The 16,836-nt window shown below is 73.3% G+C and carries 17 protein-coding genes; 4 read left to right on the forward strand and 13 right to left on the reverse strand.

All coding sequences use genetic code 11. The annotated features are described in order from the left end of the window. Positions 1-33: 33 nt before the first annotated feature. Positions 34-402 (forward strand): carboxymuconolactone decarboxylase family protein, encoded by a 369-nt coding sequence (locus tag ACWIX3_RS18070; RefSeq protein WP_448608723.1) that lies wholly within the window; start codon positions 34-36, stop codon positions 400-402. Positions 403-474: 72 nt separating this feature from the next. Here ACWIX3_RS18070 and ACWIX3_RS18075 read toward each other — a convergent pair whose 3' ends face one another. Further along, positions 475-990 carry a hypothetical protein gene (locus ACWIX3_RS18075; RefSeq protein ID WP_448608724.1) on the reverse strand — a complete coding sequence of 172 codons (516 nt, stop codon included), beginning with the start codon at positions 988-990 and terminating at the stop codon, positions 475-477. A gap of 197 nt (positions 991-1,187) precedes the next feature. Beyond that, positions 1,188-2,819, reverse strand: coding sequence for a GNAT family N-acetyltransferase (locus ACWIX3_RS18080; protein ID WP_448608725.1), 1,632 nt, complete (start codon positions 2,817-2,819; stop codon positions 1,188-1,190). A 315-nt stretch (positions 2,820-3,134) separates the two neighbouring features. Here ACWIX3_RS18080 and ACWIX3_RS18085 point away from each other — a divergent pair, with 315 nt between their 5' ends. Further along, a complete protein-coding gene (locus ACWIX3_RS18085; RefSeq protein ID WP_448608726.1) occupies positions 3,135-3,437 on the forward strand; it encodes a hypothetical protein in 303 nt (100 codons plus the stop codon). A gap of 155 nt (positions 3,438-3,592) precedes the next feature. Here ACWIX3_RS18085 and ACWIX3_RS18090 read toward each other — a convergent pair whose 3' ends face one another. Then, complete coding sequence (locus tag ACWIX3_RS18090; RefSeq protein ID WP_448608727.1) at positions 3,593-5,746, reverse strand: DEAD/DEAH box helicase; 2,154 nt, start codon at positions 5,744-5,746, stop codon at positions 3,593-3,595. A gap of 578 nt (positions 5,747-6,324) precedes the next feature. Here ACWIX3_RS18090 and ACWIX3_RS18095 point away from each other — a divergent pair. Next, a complete protein-coding gene (locus ACWIX3_RS18095) occupies positions 6,325-6,738 on the forward strand; it encodes a GlcG/HbpS family heme-binding protein (protein WP_448608728.1) in 414 nt (137 codons plus the stop codon). A 71-nt stretch (positions 6,739-6,809) separates the two neighbouring features. On the opposite strand, the gene ACWIX3_RS18100 is transcribed toward ACWIX3_RS18095, so the two are convergent. From ACWIX3_RS18100 to ACWIX3_RS18145, 10 genes are all read right to left on the reverse strand, one after another. After that, positions 6,810-7,217, reverse strand: coding sequence for a YkvA family protein (locus ACWIX3_RS18100; protein ID WP_448608729.1), 408 nt, complete (start codon positions 7,215-7,217; stop codon positions 6,810-6,812). Positions 7,218-7,316: 99 nt separating this feature from the next. Continuing rightward, the gene (locus ACWIX3_RS18105; protein WP_448608730.1) at positions 7,317-8,411 is read right to left on the reverse strand and encodes a sodium:calcium antiporter; all 1,095 of its coding nucleotides are present in this window, start codon (positions 8,409-8,411) and stop codon (positions 7,317-7,319) included. A gap of 52 nt (positions 8,412-8,463) precedes the next feature. Next, the gene (pqqE, locus tag ACWIX3_RS18110; RefSeq protein WP_448608731.1) at positions 8,464-9,585 is read right to left on the reverse strand and encodes a pyrroloquinoline quinone biosynthesis protein PqqE; all 1,122 of its coding nucleotides are present in this window, start codon (positions 9,583-9,585) and stop codon (positions 8,464-8,466) included. Then, complete coding sequence (gene pqqD, locus ACWIX3_RS18115; RefSeq protein ID WP_448608732.1) at positions 9,578-9,871, reverse strand: pyrroloquinoline quinone biosynthesis peptide chaperone PqqD; 294 nt, start codon at positions 9,869-9,871, stop codon at positions 9,578-9,580. Before pqqD ends, pqqE begins: the two co-directional genes overlap by 8 nt. Beyond that, a complete protein-coding gene (gene pqqC / locus ACWIX3_RS18120) occupies positions 9,858-10,553 on the reverse strand; it encodes a pyrroloquinoline-quinone synthase PqqC (protein ID WP_448608733.1) in 696 nt (231 codons plus the stop codon). The genes pqqD and pqqC overlap by 14 nt, the downstream gene beginning before the upstream one ends. Positions 10,554-10,561: 8 nt before the next feature. Further along, positions 10,562-11,464 carry a pyrroloquinoline quinone biosynthesis protein PqqB gene (gene pqqB / locus ACWIX3_RS18125; RefSeq protein WP_448608734.1) on the reverse strand — a complete coding sequence of 301 codons (903 nt, stop codon included), beginning with the start codon at positions 11,462-11,464 and terminating at the stop codon, positions 10,562-10,564. 107 nt (positions 11,465-11,571) lie between these two features. Next, complete coding sequence (gene pqqA / locus ACWIX3_RS18130; RefSeq protein WP_448608735.1) at positions 11,572-11,694, reverse strand: pyrroloquinoline quinone precursor peptide PqqA; 123 nt, start codon at positions 11,692-11,694, stop codon at positions 11,572-11,574. Between the two features lie 5 nt (positions 11,695-11,699). Then, positions 11,700-13,430, reverse strand: a complete 1,731-nt coding sequence (locus ACWIX3_RS18135; protein ID WP_448608736.1) for a PQQ-dependent dehydrogenase, methanol/ethanol family — start codon at positions 13,428-13,430, stop codon at positions 11,700-11,702. Between the two features lie 14 nt (positions 13,431-13,444). Beyond that, positions 13,445-13,909, reverse strand: a complete 465-nt coding sequence (locus ACWIX3_RS18140) for an MSMEG_3727 family PQQ-associated protein (protein ID WP_448608737.1) — start codon at positions 13,907-13,909, stop codon at positions 13,445-13,447. A gap of 175 nt (positions 13,910-14,084) precedes the next feature. Continuing rightward, entirely contained in the window at positions 14,085-15,230 is a 1,146-nt protein-coding gene (locus ACWIX3_RS18145) for a glutathione-independent formaldehyde dehydrogenase (protein WP_448608738.1), read from the reverse strand. A 120-nt stretch (positions 15,231-15,350) separates the two neighbouring features. Between ACWIX3_RS18145 and ACWIX3_RS18150 the strand changes: the two genes are divergently transcribed. Next, complete coding sequence (locus ACWIX3_RS18150) at positions 15,351-16,817, forward strand: LytTR family transcriptional regulator DNA-binding domain-containing protein (protein ID WP_448608739.1); 1,467 nt, start codon at positions 15,351-15,353, stop codon at positions 16,815-16,817. Positions 16,818-16,836: the final 19 nt, after the last annotated feature.

Genomic DNA, 16,836 nt, shown 5'->3' on the forward strand with positions numbered 1-16,836 from the left:
GGCCGGCGGCACGGGAGCTGGCACCATCACGTCATGAGCTATGGCCACGCCGTCCAGGAGGAGCTCCGCGAGCCGGCGCGCGCGCTGCGTCGCGCCATCCCCGAGGTCTACGACGGCTACCGCCAGATGCACACCGCCGCCTACGCCGCGGGTGCGCTGGACGAGAAGACCAAGGAGCTGATCGCGCTCGCCATCGCGGTCAGCAAGGAGTGCGACGGGTGCATCGCGTCGCATGCCCGCGGCGCCGCCCGCACCGGCGCGACCGAGTCGGAGGTCGCCGAGGCGCTCGGCGTCACCATCGCGATGAACGGTGGACCGGCCACCGTGTACGGCCCACGCGCGTTCGCGGCCTTCCAGGAGTTCGCGGAGCGAGCGGAACGGACAGACGCCCAGCAGGGATGACCGGCGGTCGCCTCGTGAGGGCCGGGACCGGCTCGGCGGCCACCGGTGGCCGGGCCGACGTGCACGGTCGGATCACGCACGGGCAGCGCCGGGTCCCCTACCGCTGTGCCACACCGACCAGACCAGGGCGAGGGTGCTCCCGGTCAGGGCGACCGTGCGGAGCAGGTTCGCCCGGAGCAGGCTGTCGACGGTGGCAGCGGACCGGCCGACCCGGTCCAGCCGGTCGTGCATCGGGATCGCCCAGAACACCGTCGACGCGATCGACACGACCCCGGCGACGCTGACGACCGCCGCGACGGGCCGGGGCACCTCGGGCGGTCGCGTCCAGTAGAACGCGGCGCCGGCGAGGAAGGAGGCGAAACCCGGCGCGACCACCACGAGGGGGATCGCCTCGTCGTACTGCCGGTGGTAAGCGGCGAACTCCGCGTCCCCCACGGCCCGGTACAGCGGGTACGACACCACCTGCGCCTGCCAGCCCAGCGCCGTCGAGTAGGCCGTGAGCGCGGTCAGACCGGCGAGGTTCAGCTGCCGCCACCGGCGGGCAGGGCGAGCGGACCGGTGCGGGAGGACGAGCCCGGCGTCCGGCATGGGGACTCCTCGATGCGGTGGGCCTTCAGGATCGGTTCCGCGGATCCTCCTCGGTGCGGTCGCGGAGCCACGGGCTGATCGCCGCGGTGACGCTCCCCGGCGGCGCGACTCCGCGGACGGAACCGGGCAGGAGTGCGTCCCGCGACGCCGGCACGGGTCCCGTCCGGGGATCGCGCCGGTGGGAGGCCCAGGTGTGCTCACCGGACGGGCAGCGGGAGCCGCAGGACGATCTCGCCGTCGTCGACCTCACCGGTGGGCTGGAAGCCGAACCGCTGGTAGAAGGGCCACGGCTCACCCTCGCCGGGCTCGTAGCTGGTCAGCAGCTCGGTGCCGCCGTCGGCCCGCACCAGGTCGACGATCTGCGTCAGCACCTCCCGGCCGATCCCGCGCCCCTGGTACCGCTTGTCGATGAGCAGCCGCCACAGGAAGTGGCGCCCTCGGAACGGGCCCTTCCGCGCCTTCCAGGACAGCATCACGAAGCCCACCGGCTCGTCGCCGCAGTACACCGCCCGGAACCACGGATTGGCCTTCGGCGTCTCGGCGGCGTCGCGGAGCGAGCGGGACACCGAGGCGACGAACCGCTTCTGGCGCCCTCGCACGCGCAACGCGCGGACCGCCTCCCGGTTGTCGTCGGTGATCTCCCGCAGGTGCACGCCGGGGGTCGTCGTGCCGCCCCCCTTCGTCCCCCCGCCAGTCGACTCCCGCTCCGGGAGCACACCCCCGTCGGGCTCGGAGCCGCACGGCGCACCCGGCAGCCGGACCAGGTCGGCGAGGACGCTCCCGTCGTCGGTCAGCCGGGCCGGGGCCGGGCTGTCGTAGACGACCAGCAGGCGCGGGCTGTCGGCGGGACCGAGCAGTCCGATGCCCTCGGCGTGGTCGTGTCCCTCGCCGTGGGGCAGCTCGAGCTCTCGCGTGAGCAGGTCGCCGCGGACCACCTGTGGCGTGTCCGCCCGCAGTGCCCCGTGCCAGCGGAAGACGTGCACCGGTCCGTCCAGGTCCATCGTCGGCCCGGCCAGCACGAGCAGGTCGTCGCCGTGCGGGCAGAGGTCTCGGATCCCGAGGCCGCGCAGTCGCAGGACGTGCTTGCGGTACGGACGGCCGTCGTCGACCGCGGTCAGGCGCAGCCGCTCCGGCGCGTCGGGGTCCACCTCGGGGCGCAGCTCCAGCACCACGGCCCAGCCGCGCAGCACCGGCCCGCGGAGGCCCAGGTACACCCGCGGCCCGGCGACGGCGATGCCCTCGACGTCCAGCCCGTTGTCCTTGCCCGGCAGCGGCAGGAACGGGCCCAGGTGCTCGTCGTCGGCCAGTACCTCCCGCAGGTCGGTTCCGTGGACGCCGAAGGACGCGGCGCGGTGCCGGACGCCGTCCTCCTCCAGCTCGGGCACGACGGTCGGCAGGCCGTCCACGAGGCCGACCGGCAGCCGGACGAGGATTTGCCGGTTGGGCTGGCCGGTGACCTGGGCGAGCCTGCCCAGGGCCTTCTCGCCGCTGTGCGCGGCCTTGATCTGCTTGCGGCGCAGGCTGTGCGACCCGACCGCCCACAGGAAGCGGCCGTGCCGGGCCAGGCCCTCGATGTCGGCTTCGTCCTCGGTGCCCGAGTCGTCGGCGGCAGGCAGCTGCACGAAGTCGGCGAGCCGGAAGCCGGTCTGCTGCGCGTAGCGCTGCGGCTGGTCGGGATCATCGGCGACCAGCCGTTCGATCGTCGCGGTCTCGTCCCCGGCCACCCAGAGGACCGCGGCGTCGCCGCGGACGGCCGAGAGGTTGCTGTGGGTGCCGGCCATCCGCGCCGACTCCTCGAACTGCAGCCGGACCGTTCGCTCCACGGTCATGCCGTCAGCCTGGCACGGGGACGGCCCGGCAGGCGCTGCCCGCAGCCGGCCGATCCGCGAAGCCCGCCGACGCGGTGCACCGCACCGCCCATCCGAGCGGCCGGCTGTACCGGCCCGGAGCCGGGTGGCGGCCGGTCGCTCCTCGGACACCAGAATGACTGCATGATCAGCCGGCCGACGCCGTCACGAGCAGTTGCAGCTCTGGTCACCGGAGCAGCCACCGCCCTGTACTACGCCACGCCCGACCTCATCTCCTCTCGCACGGCTCGCGGCTGGGCGAAGGCAGGGCTGACAGCTGTCTCCGTCGCAGCATCCGTGCCGGACCTGCGGGCGGCATGGGCCAGCGCACGCGAGCGGCAAGCGCTCGACGGCGAGGTCCTCCCCTCGGGAGCGTTCAGCGCGCTGCCCGCCGGCAGCAAGGCCGTCGTCCTCGGGTCCGTGGCCGCCGCGGTCGCCTGTTCGGTCGGCGGCGTGCTCACCGCGGAACGCTGGGTCTTCCGCCGCGGACAGGCACGGGCAGCCTCGGGCAAGCGGCTGCCGCACACCGGCCCCGCGCTGCTGTACGGGCTGCTGGCGGGCGGACTCTGGCTGGTCCCGACCCCATCGGACACGCAGTGACGTACGAGCGCAGGACGCCCCCGTGCGCGGGAGCCCTCGCCCGGGCCAGGTCCCGTGGGCTCGGCCTGCGTGCGACGGTCACCGCCCTGGCGCCACCGTGTGCGACCGTGGCGAGTCGCCCCTCGGGCACAGCATCGCCCCGGGGTTCCTGACGGTCAGGAACCCGGAGCCTCCCCGTGCCCGGCCGACACGCGCAGCGCATCCGTCAGCAACGCGACCAGCGCCTCGAGTTGCACGTCGGCCGACGACGAGACCTCCTCGTCGGACCCGTCCAGCGCCCGAGCGGCGAGCCCGGCCTTGCTGTCGATCAGCTCGGCGATCCGGGCATCGACGGTCTGCGCGGCGATGATGCGCCACGCGGTGACGGGCTCGGTCTGCCCGATGCGGTGGCTGCGGTCGATGGCCTGGGTCTGCTCCGCGTCGGTCCAGGAGAGCTCGGCCAGCACGATGTTCGAGGCGACCTGCAGGTTCAGGCCCACGCCGGCCGCGGTCAGCGAGCACACCGCGACGGCGACGCCCGGGTCGTTCACGAAGGCGTCGATGTTCGCCTGCCGTGCCGTGGGGGTCTGGTCACCACGGATCGCCGAGAACCGCACTCCCTGCCGGGCGAGGGTCTCCTCCGCGGCGTCCATCACGTCGACGTGCTTGGCGAAGAAGACGACCTTGCCGGCGCTGCGGGCCAGCTGCGCCGCGTAGTCCGCGGCGAGGCCGGCCTTCGCCCGACCGATGCGTCGCATCATGCTGAACACGTTCTCCCCGGACTGCGCGGTCGTCGCGTCCTTCAGCTCCGACCGTGCCACCCGGCGGACGAGGTCGTGGTCGGTGCCCTCGACGACGGCGTCGGAGGATCGGCTCGCGCGCGCGGCCTCGTACCGCGCCACCATCCGGCGGGCGAGGTCCCGCTCGGCCGCCCGGATCGACCGGCCGACCGGTCCGTCCAGCTCGACGGGGAGGTCGGCGATGCGGCGGGCGGGGATGTCGGCGGCCACCTCGACCTTGCGGCGGCGCACGATGCCGAGATCGATCACGCACTGACGCGCCGCGGCGGAGAAGCCCTGGTCCGCGGGCGTCAGGCCGGTGCTCTCGAGCGCGTCCATCAGCTCGTCGAGTGGGTTGTCGTCGTCGATCCAGCCCAGGAACCGCCAGATCGCCCGGAAGTCCTCGATGTCGTTGATCAGCGGGGTGCCGGTCAACGCCATCAGCAGGGGCCGCGCGCCGCGGGACCGCAGGCGGTCGGAGAGCGCGAGGACGTGCTGCGAGCGCTGGGAGGTCTGGTTCTTGATGAAGTGGGCCTCGTCCACGACCATGCCGCGGAAGCCGAAGTCGCCGAGCCAACCCACGTGGCGGTCGAGCACCTCGTAGTTGACCACGACGACGTCGGCGAAGCCGTCGACCGTCTCGCCGTCGCCCTGCACCACGGTGGCCCGGCGGCGGGGCGTCCAGCGGGCCGCCTCACGTGCCCAGTTGGTCTTGACGACGTTCGGCACGACGACGAGCAGCGGGTAGGCGTTCGCCGCCTCCGCGGCCAGCAGTGCCTGGGCCGTCTTGCCCAGACCGGGCTCGTCGGCGAGCAGGAACGTCCGGTGGCCGGCGCTGGCCGCGGCGACCAGCTGCCCCTGGTGCGGCATCAGCTCCAGGCCCGCCGGCGTGAACCGTGCCGTCGGCGCCGGGAGCGTCATGCACGCCGCTGCTCCCTCGCCGCCGCGCTCGAACGAACTCAGCAGCGGGCCGAGCAGCTCCCAGCCGGCCAGGCGGCGCGGACGGTGGTCGCGCTGCGGAACGCCGGAGAAGTCGGGGGCGAGGAAGGGGTTCGCCAGCTGCCGCGAGACCACCGACTGCGGCACGACCCGCCGCTCCGTGCCGGCGGGAGCGGTCGCGGTCTCCGCCGGCGCGACCTCGTCGGGCGCCGTCTCGATGCCGAGGTCCCGCAGCATGTCCCGCTTCATCGACCGGGCCGCGTCGGAGACGACGGCGTCCTCGGCCAGCAGCGCCAGCAGCCCGGCGTCCCGGACGGCGGTCGTCGCGAGGACGGTCGCGATGCCGTCCAGGCGCTTGAGCTGCTCGGCCCGACGGCTGTCGCTGCCGGCCGTCTCCGCCCGGACGCGGGCGCGCTCGTCCCGCAGCAGCAGGGCGACGGCGTGGAACTTCGTGCGTACGGCAGGCGTCACGCGGCCGCGCTGGGCGGCCGCCTCGATCTCCCGGACGGTGCGGGCGAGCACCGCGACGACGTCGCGGCGGTGGCGGACCCGTCGCTGGTTCCGCGGGGTGGTACGGCGAGCGCTCGTCTGGCGCTGGCCTGGTCGAGCCACAGACTCCTCCTCTGGGATGCCGGGCACGGTGGCCGCGGCAGCATGCTGCACAGTCCCCCCGACGGGGCGAGGACGTCCCGAGGGGAGCCGGCTGCTCCGAACGGGGCCGGCTCGGGATCTCCAGGGATCGTCGCCGCCGTGCTCGGTGGGCCTCCCACGGGGACCCGGGGCCGCCGGTGGATGGCCGGCACGGGGCACGTGTGAGCCACAGTCGGAGGACCGGGCTCGGTCCCTCGTGGGTGTCCCCTGTGTCAACGCGTCCGAGCGTGCACGATTCCCGGCCCGTTGTCCGCTCGGCGGGGAACGGCCGGGCGGTGAGGGTGACGCGAGCTGGGCCCTGGAGCGGAGTCGAGCAGATCGGCTCAACAGCTGCCTCACAGCCGTGTGCGTGTGTACCGAGTCGGTCCTCGGACACTCGGAGAGGCCCTGCGGTCGGTGACCACGGGGCCTTCGTCGGTGCCCGCGCGGGAGTTGACCACCCCGGCGGTGCGGGTATCCCGGTGCCGTTCCGGCCGCGGGCCGGAGCAGCCGCCGAAGAGCGCCGGCCTCCCGGCCGCGCTGGACCCGGAGGGATTCCTGTGACCCAGCAGCTGAACAGCCTGTCCCTGGACGACGCCCGCCGCATCGTCGCGGCCGGGGAGGCACGCGCCGCGGAGATCGGGCAGCCGATGAACATCGCCGTCGTCGATGCAGGGGGCGACCTCGTCATGCACGTGCGGATGGACGGCGCCTGGCGCGGCAGCGTCGACATCGCCATCAACAAGGCCTTCACGGCCCGGGCGTTCGACATCGCCACCGCCGAGCTGGCCGAGCTGGCCACACCGGGCGGGCCGTTCTACGGCATCCAGGCGTCCAACAACGGCAAGGTGATGGTCTTCGCCGGTGGCGCCCCGGTGCGCGCGGACGGGGTCATCGTGGGCGCGGTCGGGGTGAGCGGTGGCACCGGCGAGCAGGACACGACGGTCTGCGAGGCGGCCGCGGCCGGCTTCTGACGTCGTCGGACCGACCGGGTCGGCACCCGGGTGGTCTTCACGGGAGCGCAGCGCCCCGGGCGAGCGGACGCCTACACCGGCAGTCGGCTCGCCCGGCGCAGCGCGGCCAGGCCGTCGGGCGTGCCGGGCCAGTGCCGGGCGATCGCGGCCGCGCCGGCGCGGCGGACCACCGAGCGCAGCACCAGGGCGACCACGATCGCGTCGTCGGCGTGGCCGAGCACCGGCACGAAGTCGGGCACCAGGTCGATCGGGAGCGCGAGGTAGGCCAGCAACAGCCAGAGCCGCACCCGGACGCCTCGCGGCAGCGTGCCGTCGCCGGCCAGCCGGTGCACGAGCCTCAGCACGTCGGGTAGCAGGCGCAGCAGCTCCCGCAACCCCAGCTCGTCCGGGCAGGTCCTCCACAGGACCGCCACGAGCACCACCCAGCACAGGAGCAGGCCACCCAGCACTCCGACGAGCGTCCACGCCCAGTCCGGCATCCCGCCGCCACCTCTCCACTGCCCATCCACCGGCAGAGACGGTGGCCCCCTTGCAGGGTCCCGCCGCGAGCTCGCGAGTGGCGGGGGGCAAGGGGGTCCTTACCCCATCTCGACCGGGACCTCACCGAACGCGACCAGGCTGACCACCCAGTACACGACGTAGAGCGCCAGGAGGATGCCGCCGTGCCACCGCGTCAGCCGACCGGTGGAGAGCAGGTACGCGGCCAGAGCGGTGAGGACGACGAGCGCAGGCAGGTGCCAGGTGAACACGTCCGAGCCGACGACGATGCCGCCGGCCAGGAGGGTGATGCCCAGCTTCCCCGTGACCGAGAAGACGACACTGCCGATGACGTTCCCGACCCCGATCTCCGGCACGCCCCTCCGGAAGGGCTCCACCGTCAGGAAGACGTCCTCCATGGTGAGCACGGCGGTGACGATCGTGGCGCCGAACACCGTGCCCTCGAGCCCGTAGGTCTCCAGGATCCCCTCGGTCCCGGTGCTCACCGTCGCCGCGCCGACGATGAGGCCGGCGAGTGCGACCACCGCCAGTCCGAGGTGGGCCCAGCCGGCGGGCAGCTCACGTGCCCCGGCGCGGGGCTCGTCGACGATCTGCTGCGCCCGCTCAGCGCCGGTCCGTGCTGCTGCCCTGGCCGGCTGGTCCTGCAGTACGTGCGTGTCCGCTCCGTGTCGGGGAGGCGTGCCGTCTCCGGCCTCGGCGGCGGCTTCGCACACCTCCTCGTCGCGGAAGACCGCGACGCTCCTGCGGAGTTCCCGGGCGGCGACGTAGGCGATGAACAGGACGAACAGACCGAGGAGGAGCAGGCCGTCGGTCACCGTGAGCGGCCCGGTGAGCGTGAACGCGACCATCATGAGCGGTGCGGCGGCGAACACGGCGAGGTAGTCGCGCGGGATGTCGACGACGCTCGGCCGGAGGATCGCGGCGACCGCGAGGACGACCCCGGTGAACGAGAGCGCCGTCCCGAACACGACACCGAGGGCGACACCGCTGAGCTCCTCGAGGTTCAGCCCGACGCCGAGCGCGATGTCGTCGAACTCGACACCGGTGAAGACGATGGCCAGCAGGAACAGCGGGATCCGGAGACCACTCGCCGCCCCGACGAGGTGGGTGATGAGCTTCTCCGCGCTGACCACCAGCAGCGTCGCCCCGGAGATGAAGACGAACACCGAGGTCATGGCCGGAGCTCCTCCTCGCGACGGCCCGCTGGGCAGGGACGTGGACGGGCGGTCACCGGCTGCGTCCGGCGGCGGGGTACCGCCGCGGGGTCAGCACCGCCGCACCCGACCGCTCCTCCTCGTCGGCGGCGGCCACCGCCTCGGCCACGAGGCCGTGGTCGGGCGAGAGGTGGCAGACCGGGTCGGTGCGGGCGGCGTCGCCGGTGAGCTGGAAGGCCTGGCAGCGGCAGCCGCCGAAGTCGAGCTCGCGGCGGTCGCAGCTGCGGCAGGGATCGGGCATCCAGTCCGTTCCGCGGAAGCGCTGGAACAGCGGTGACCGCTCCCAGATCCACTCCAGTGGGTGCTCCCGGACGCTGGCCCGGGGCAGGGGCAGGGTGTGTGCGGTCGGACAGGGGAGGACGCCGCCGTCGGGCACCACGGTGAGCTGACGCCGGCCCCAGCCGCCCATGCAGGGCTTGGGGTAGCGGCTGTGGTAGTCGGGCAGCACGTAGATGACCTCCATGCGCCCCTGCAGCCGCTCGCGCGCCGCCCGCACCACGTCCTCGGCGCGCTCCAGCTGCGCCCTGCTCGGCAGCAGCCCGTCGCGGTTGCGCAGGGCCCACCCGTAGTACTGCGTGTGGGCCAGCTCGATCCGGTCGGCCCCCAGCTGCTCGGCCAGGTCGAGGATGCCGGCGACCCGGTCGACGTTGTGCCGGTGCAGGACGACGTTGAGCGTGAGCGGCCAGCCCAGCTCCTTCACCAGCCGGGCGGCGACCAGCTTGCGCTCGAACGACCGCACCCCGGCGAGGCGGTCGGACACGGCGGCCTCGTCGGCCTGGAGGCTGATCTGCACGTGGTCCAGGCCTGCGGCCAGCAGCTCCTCCGCGCGGCGGGGCGTCAGCCCGAGGGCGCTGGTGATCAGGTTGGTGTACAGGCCCAGCTCACCGGCGCACCGGACGATCTCGGCGAGGTCGCGGCGCAGGAGCGGCTCACCGCCGGAGAGGTGCAGCTGGAGCACGCCGAGGTCCCGGGCCTCGACCAGCACCCGCTGCCACTCCGCCGTGGTCAGCTCGTCGGCGTAGGCGGCGAGCTCGAGCGGGTTGGAGCAGTAGGAGCAGTGCAGCGGGCAGCCGTAGGTCAGCTCGGCCAGCAGGCCGAACGGCCGGTCCACGGCGCCCTCCGCGGCGCTAGGCACCGCCGGCCTCCGCGTCCCCGATCTCGAGCCACCGCCGGGCGGTGAGGCGGTCGACGAAGGCGCGCACCTCGTCGTCGTCCACGGAGGCGTACCGACCGCGCAGCACGGTCACGATCTCGTCCACCGTCCGCTGCCCGTCGCACAGCTCCAGGACGGCTGCCCCCGTGCCGTTCAGCACGGTGACCGCCTCCGGGGTCAGCAGCACGTGCCGCCCGCGTGCCCGGTCGAACCTCAGCCGGACGTGGCGGGCCAGCCGGGGGCGGTCGGCACTCTCAGCGGTCTGCACAGGCGCGGTCGATCGCATCGAGCATGCTCCAGAGGACGTCGCACTTGAAGGACAGGGCCGCCAGGGCAGCCGCTTGCGTCTCCGGCGTCCGGCAGTGCTCCGTCACCACCTCCAGGGCGTGTGCGGAGTCGCGAGGCGCCTGCGTCAGGCGGGCCCGGAAGTAGGTCAGCCCCCGCGGGTCGATCCAGGTGTAGTGGCGCTCGAAGGCGGCGAGGCGCTCGGCCATCAGGTCCGGCGCGAACAGCTCGGTCAGCGAGGAGGCCACCGCCTCGACCCACGGCCGGGTGCGGGCGAAGGTGACGTAGGCGTCGACGGCGAACCGCACGCCCGGGACGACGTGCCGCTGGTCCTCCATCTCCTCCCGGCCCAGGCCGACCGCCTCGCCGAGCCGCAGCCACGCCTCGATGCCACCCTCACCGTCGGCGGTGCCGTCGTGGTCGTGGATGCGGCGGATCCAGCGGCGGCGCACCTCGCGGTCCGGGCAGTTCGCGAGGATCGCGGCGTCCTTGCGCGGGATGGCCGCCTGGTAGGCGAACCGGTTGGCCACCCAGCAGCCGATCTGCTCACGGCCCAGCTCGCCCTCGTTCATCCGGCGGTGGAAGGGGTGCTGGTCGTGGTAGCGCCGGGAGTGCTCGCGCAGCGCGGCCACGAACTCGTCGGTCGCCGTCGCGGTCAGTGTCATGAGGGGCCTCACACCTCCAGTTCGAGCCCGTCCACGGCGACCTCCATGCCGTGCTCCTCGACGGTGCGCCGCTCGGGCGCGTCCTCGAGGAGGATCGGGTTGGTGTTGTTGACGTGGACGTAGATCCCGCGCTCGATGGGCAGCCGGGCGAGCTGCTCGAGGCTGCCCCCGGGACCGCCGATCGGCAGGTGCCCCATCTCGCGTGCCGTCCGGCCGGCCAGGCCGAGCCGGATCAGCTCGTCGTCGGACCAGCAGGTGCCGTCGACGAGCAGGCAGCAGCCGACGAGCTCGTCGCGCACCTCCGGGGTCAGCTCCTGCAGCACCGGGAGGTGGACCAGCGCCCGGCCGCTGCGCTCGTCGGTGAGGCGGTAGCCGACGACCCGCCCCTCCCGGGAACCGGAGCGGAACCGGGCGCGCTTGGTCGTGGGGACGTCGAAGGCCCGGTACGACAGCCCGTCCGCCAGCGGCACGTCCACCCCCGGAACGACCGGTCGCCACTCGACCGGGCAGTAGGCCTCCAGCGTCCGCAGCAGCGACGTCCCCTGGCGCAGGGTGTCGTGGATCGCCTCGGTGGCGTGCAGGACGAGGCCTTCCCCCTCGCGGAGCAGCAGCAGCCCGAGCGTGTGGTCCAGCTCGGCGTCGGTGAGCAGCACGGCCTGCAGCGGCACCACCCGGGCGCCGTCGGGGCCGCTGGAGGGGTGGAGGGCGGGGAAGGACTCGATCTGGGCACGGATGTCCGGCGAGGCGTTGAGCAGGAACCACCGCCGGTGGTCCGCGCTCACCGCGATCGACGACTGGGTGCGCGGTCGGGCCGGCCGGGACCCGTCGCGCACCGCGCGGCACGGGGGGCAGGCGCAGTTCCACTGCGGGTACCCGCCTCCCGCCGCCGAGCCCAGCACCCGCACCCACATGTCGATCGGTGGTCCCTCCCGCAGTGCGAAGACGGAGCCGTGCGGAGACGGAGAGGCGCCGGACCGCACCGCCCGACGCCTCTCCGCCCGGTCCCGGACGTGTCCGTCTAGTCCCAGTCGTCCTGGACGCCCATGTACGCGGTCGCCTCAGCGGACACCCGGATCTCCTCGAAGGAGGGGGCTTCCCACTCGTCTGCGCAGGACGGGGAGGCACAGAGCTCCTGGTCCATCACGGTCACCTCCCCCCCGCCGAGTCGATGTCCTCGGGCAGCGAGAAGACGAACATCGCCTGGCCGTGCGGACCGCCCATCATCCCGGGCAGGAAGCCCTCGACCCAGGCGCCCCAGCCGACCGGGACGGCGATGTACTGCTTGCCCTCGACGCTGTAGGTGATGGGGCTGCTGTGGTGGCCGCTGCCGCAGTTGAACTGCCACAGGAACTCGCCGCTGCGGGCGTCGAGGGCCACGAACGTCCCGGACGGCGTACCGGCGAACACCAGGTCGCCGGCCGTGGCCAGCACCGACGCGCACATCGGCAGGTCGTTGCGCCAGCGCCACACCTCCTCGCCGGAGGCGTTGAACGCCGACACCGACCCCGCCATGTCCTTCGCGTCCACGGTCACGGCGGCGCCCCAGTACGGGATGCTCTCCTTGAACTCCCTGCGCCGGCGGGCGACCGTCGCACCGGTGTCCTGGACCGGGACGTAGAACAGCTCCGTCCGCGGGCTGTACGCCGCGTGGGTCCACTCCTTCGCCCCGGCCGGCCCGGGGTAGAAGTGCACCTCCTCCCCTTCCTTGTCGGGGTAGATGCGGGGCGTCACCTGTCCGTCGGGGCTGATCTCGCCCCAGGTGATCCGGTCGACGAAGGGGAAGATCCGCACCCGCTCCCCGTTGGTGCGGTCCAGGATGAAGCAGTACCCGTTCTTGTCGAAGTGGGCGAGCAGCTTGCGCCCGTCCTGCTCGAACAGGATGCACTCCATGTTGCTGTCGTAGTCCCACAGGTCGTGCGGGGTGCACTGGTAGTGCCAGCGGATCTCACCGGTGTCGGCGTCCACCGCGATCACGCTGTCGGTGTAGAGGTTGTCGCCCGGACGGACCTCCCCGTCGAAGTCGGGCGCCGGGTTGCCGGTCCCCCAGTACAGGAGGTTGGTCTCCGGGTCGAAGGTGCCGGTGATCCAGCCGTTGCCACCGCCGCGCGCCCACGCCTCGCCCTCCTGCGGCCAGGTCTCCGAGCCGGGCTCACCGGGCTTCGGGATCGTGTAGCACCGCCAGACCCGCTCCCCGGTCTCCATGTCGTAGGCGTCGAGGTGTCCCCGCACCCCGAACTCCCCGCCGGAGCTGCCGACGACGATCCGGTCCTTCACGACCAGGGGCGCCACCGTGAGGCTCTCCCCGGCGCGCACGTCGCCGCTGGTGACGTCCCAGAGGCACTCGCCGGTGGTCGCGTCGAGCGCGACCACGTGGGCGTTGAGGGTGCAGACGAAGACCTTGCCGTGTGCCACGGCGACACCGCGGTTGACGTTGCCGCAGCACAGCGAGACGTCGAACGGGATGGCGTGCTTGTACTGCCACAGCAGCTGCCCGGTCTTGGCGTCGAGCGCCCAGACCCAGCCGTCCCACCCGGAGACGTACATGACGCCCTCGACGACGAGCGGGCACGTCTCGAAGGCGTAGGTCGACTGGCCGGCGTGCAGCCCGTGGGGCGAGAAGCTGAACACCCAGGCCGGTGTCATGCGGACGACGTTCTCCGTGGTGATCTGGTCCAGCGGGCTGTACCGCTGCCCGTCGTAGGCGCCGTAGTAGGTGAGCCAGTTCTGCGGCTCCGAGCGGGCGTCGAGGATGCGTTCGTACGTGACGTCCTGGGCCACCGGCGGCGCGGTCCCGGGCGCGGAGGTCAGGGACCCGAAGTCGACCGCCGGCGGGGCCTCTCCGTACTCGATGTCGGTCCTGTCCTGGATGTCGGTCATTGATCCGGTCCTGTCTACGGTCGGGGCTGCTTCGGGCGGTCGAGCCGGGCGGACTCCGGGACGTCGCCCCTCACGACGATCGCCCCGATCAGGCCGCGGCCCTCGTCGTTGCCGATGTTGGAGCTGAACCAGTAGTAACCAGGGCCGTCGAGGGTGACGGACATGGTCCCGCGCGAGTAGTTCGGCAGCCACATCCACTTGCTGTCGCCGTTGCTCGGCACGAGCGCGCAGTGCGTGTTCTGGTCGTCGTTGACGAACTCGATGTCCAGGTGCCCCCCGTGGGGCAGGACGAGGACCGAGGGGTCCCAGATCAACTGGTCGGGCACGATCCGGATCCGGGCGCGCATCCGGCCGTCGTCGCCCTCCTCGGCGTGTGCGATGTTCCCGGTGGCCAGCAGCCGACCGATGGTCGCCTGGTTCTGCCCGTCCAACCCGAGCTCGCTCAGCGCCGCGGATCGCTCCGATGCGGTGGTCGTCATCGACCTCACCTCCTAGTGCGGTTCTCCTGTCGAAGCGGACTGATGGGGTGGTGCCTGGCGGTGCCGGCGACGGTCACGGCCAGGCCCCCGGACGACGGTCCGCCCTACCGCGCTCGGTCAGGACCTGGGTGGCCATGGCACCTCCTCCCCTCCGGTTGCTGCAGCGACGCGACGATCAGGCGGCATCGGGTCTGAGCACGACCTTCGTGTAGCCGTCGACGCACTGCTCGACCTTCGAGTAGGCGTCCGGCGCGGCGTCCAGCGGCAGCTCGTGGGACACCACGAAGCTGGGCCTGGCCCGGCCCTCGGTGATCAGGTCGCGCAGCTGCCGGTCGTAGCGCCTGACGCCGGCCCGCCCGGTGCCCAGGCGCAGGCCCTTCTCGACGAGCGTGTCCATCGCGACGAGCAGCGTGCCGGGCCTGGCGTCCCCGACGACCCCGTCCGGTTTCCAGCGCACGCACGGGCCGGGGACGCCGAGCCCGCCGGTGGGCCGCACCGTGCGCACGAGCTGCTCCAGCACCGCCTCGGGCCGCTCGCCCCCACCGGTCTCGGTGGGTACCGGGAACCCGACGGCGTCGACACCCGCGTCGGTGCCCTCACCGCCGGTCAGGTCCTTGATCTGCTGCGCCGGGTCGCCCGCGGAGGAGTCCACGGCGACGGCCCCGATGTCCCGTGCCCTGGCGAGACGCTCGGGTGCGCTGTCGACCACGAAGACGCGCGACGCACCGCAGAGCAGTGCGCAGTACGCGGCCATCAGCCCCACCGGGCCGGCGCCGTGGACCGCGACGGTCTCCCCCGGCGAGACGCCCGCGAGACGGCAGCCGTGGTACCCGGTGGAGAAGACGTCGGAGAGCAGGACGTAGTCGGACTCGTGGTCGGTGCCGGCGGGCAGCGGCAGGCAGTTGACGTCCGCGTACGGGACCCGCAGGTACTCCGCCTGGCCGCCGGCACACGGTGCCGGGGTGACGCTGCCGTACGCGCCGCCCGCCCGGCGGGACGAGGCGACCGTGAGGCAGGAGCCGGTGGAGCCCGCCCGGCAGTTTCTGCAGAAGCCGCAGGCCACGGTGACCGGCATCACGACGCGGTCGCCCTGCTCCAGGGCGGTGACGCCGGCGCCGACCTCCTCGACGATGCCGAGGCTCTCGTGGCCGAACACGGTGCCCGGCTCGGCACCCGTCCGCCCCTCGTACACGTACAGGTCGGCTCCGCAGATGCACGTCGACGTGATCCGCACGATCACGTCGTTCGGCTGCTCGATCCGGGGGTCGGGGACCTCCTCCACCGACACCTCGAAGGGCCTCCGGTAGACCACTGCCCGCATGGCCGCCCGCCCCCTCGCTGCCGTGTGCGTTCTGGAAGCGAGCCCGGCCCGCTAGCCTGCTGCTCCTTCGACCGCGACCCGAGCCTGGGACGCTTCCCCCTCCAGCCCAAGGGGAACGGGATGAACGGCGCGAAAGGTCGGACGAACGGCGCACTCCCCGCGACGAACGGGGCCGCCCTCTCCGACGACAACCTCAAGCGGATCGCCACGGCCCGGGAGCGCTTCGCCGCCGGGGCGGACACCGTCCACGGGGTCCGGTCCGAGATCCTCATGTCCTGGTACCGGTGCCGCGAGGAGTACGAGGTCGACCCCGAGCTGGAACGGGCACCGGCCGCGGCCGAGGGCAGCGTCCACTCGATGGGGCACGACGTGGTGTTCGCCGAGCTGGGGGGTTCGGCGGCCTGCGCGGCCGGGGAGGTGGACGGCCTCGACGGCCTGGTCACCGTGGCCGACTGCGACGGCCGCGTCCTGGCCTGCTGGGGCAGTCGGCGGATGCTCCGCCTCGCCGCGGACAGCAACCTGACGGCCTGGTCGGCCTGGGGCGAACGGACCAGTGGCACCAACGGGATGGGGACCTCGCTGGAGAGCCAGCGCCCGGTCCTGGTCAGGGGCCCGGAGCACTGGTGCCGCAACTTCGAGGCGTGGACGTGCGCCGGCGTCGCGGTGCGCGACGTCGTCACGCACGAGCCGCTCGCCGTGCTGAACGTCTCCTGCTGGAGGACGTCGCCGTCCGATGCCGTGGTGCCGTGGCTGAGCAGGGTCGCCGCGGCCACCGAGGCCAAGCTGCGACAGCGGGCGCGGCACACGGGCACGCTGCTGGCCGCCGCCTTCGCCGACGCCCGTCTGCCGTCCGCGACACCGCTGGTCGCCGTGGACACGGCCGGGAAGGTCGTGCTGGCCAACAGCGAGGCCGCCGTCCTGATCGGCACCCCCGCCGACACCCCGGCGTACGCCCCCGCACAGCGGTGGACCCCGCAGGTACCCGGGATGCCCGAGCTGGTCCGCCTCGTCACCGAACGCGCCCGGCAGGATCCCCGCTGGACCGGGTCCACGCGGGTCTACGTGCCCTTCCTCGGCACCCCCCTCCCGGTCACCGTCCGCCCGGTGCTGACGGGGACCCAGGTGATCGGCGCGCTGCTGGCCCTCGGCTCCGCCGACGGGTCCGACGTCTACGGGTCCCACGTCGGCGGGTCCGGCACCGGGGCGGTCCCCGGTCCGTCCCGGCCCTCCCTGCCCTGTCCCCGCCCGCTGCCCAGCCGGGTCGTCGCGCAGCGGGAGGACCGGTGGGTCCTGCTCGATCCGCGGGAGATCCGTTTCGCCGAGGCCGACCACAACAACGTCTGGCTCACCAGCGACCAGGGGCGGCTCCTGGCCGCCGCCCGAGGTCTCGACCGCCTCGAACAGGAGCTCGCGGACAAGGGGTTCCTCCGGGTCCACCGCCGCTTCCTCGTCAACCTGGGCCGGGTCAGGGAGATCGAGCAGGGCTTCAAGGGGACGCTGTTCCTGGCCACGGACACCCGCGCCCACGAGACCGTCCCGGTCTCCCGCCGGCACGCGCCGTCCGTCCGCCACGCCCTCGGGCTGTAGGACACCTCGGGAGGACCGG

It is taken from the genome of Geodermatophilus sp. URMC 60 (assembly GCF_053502585.1).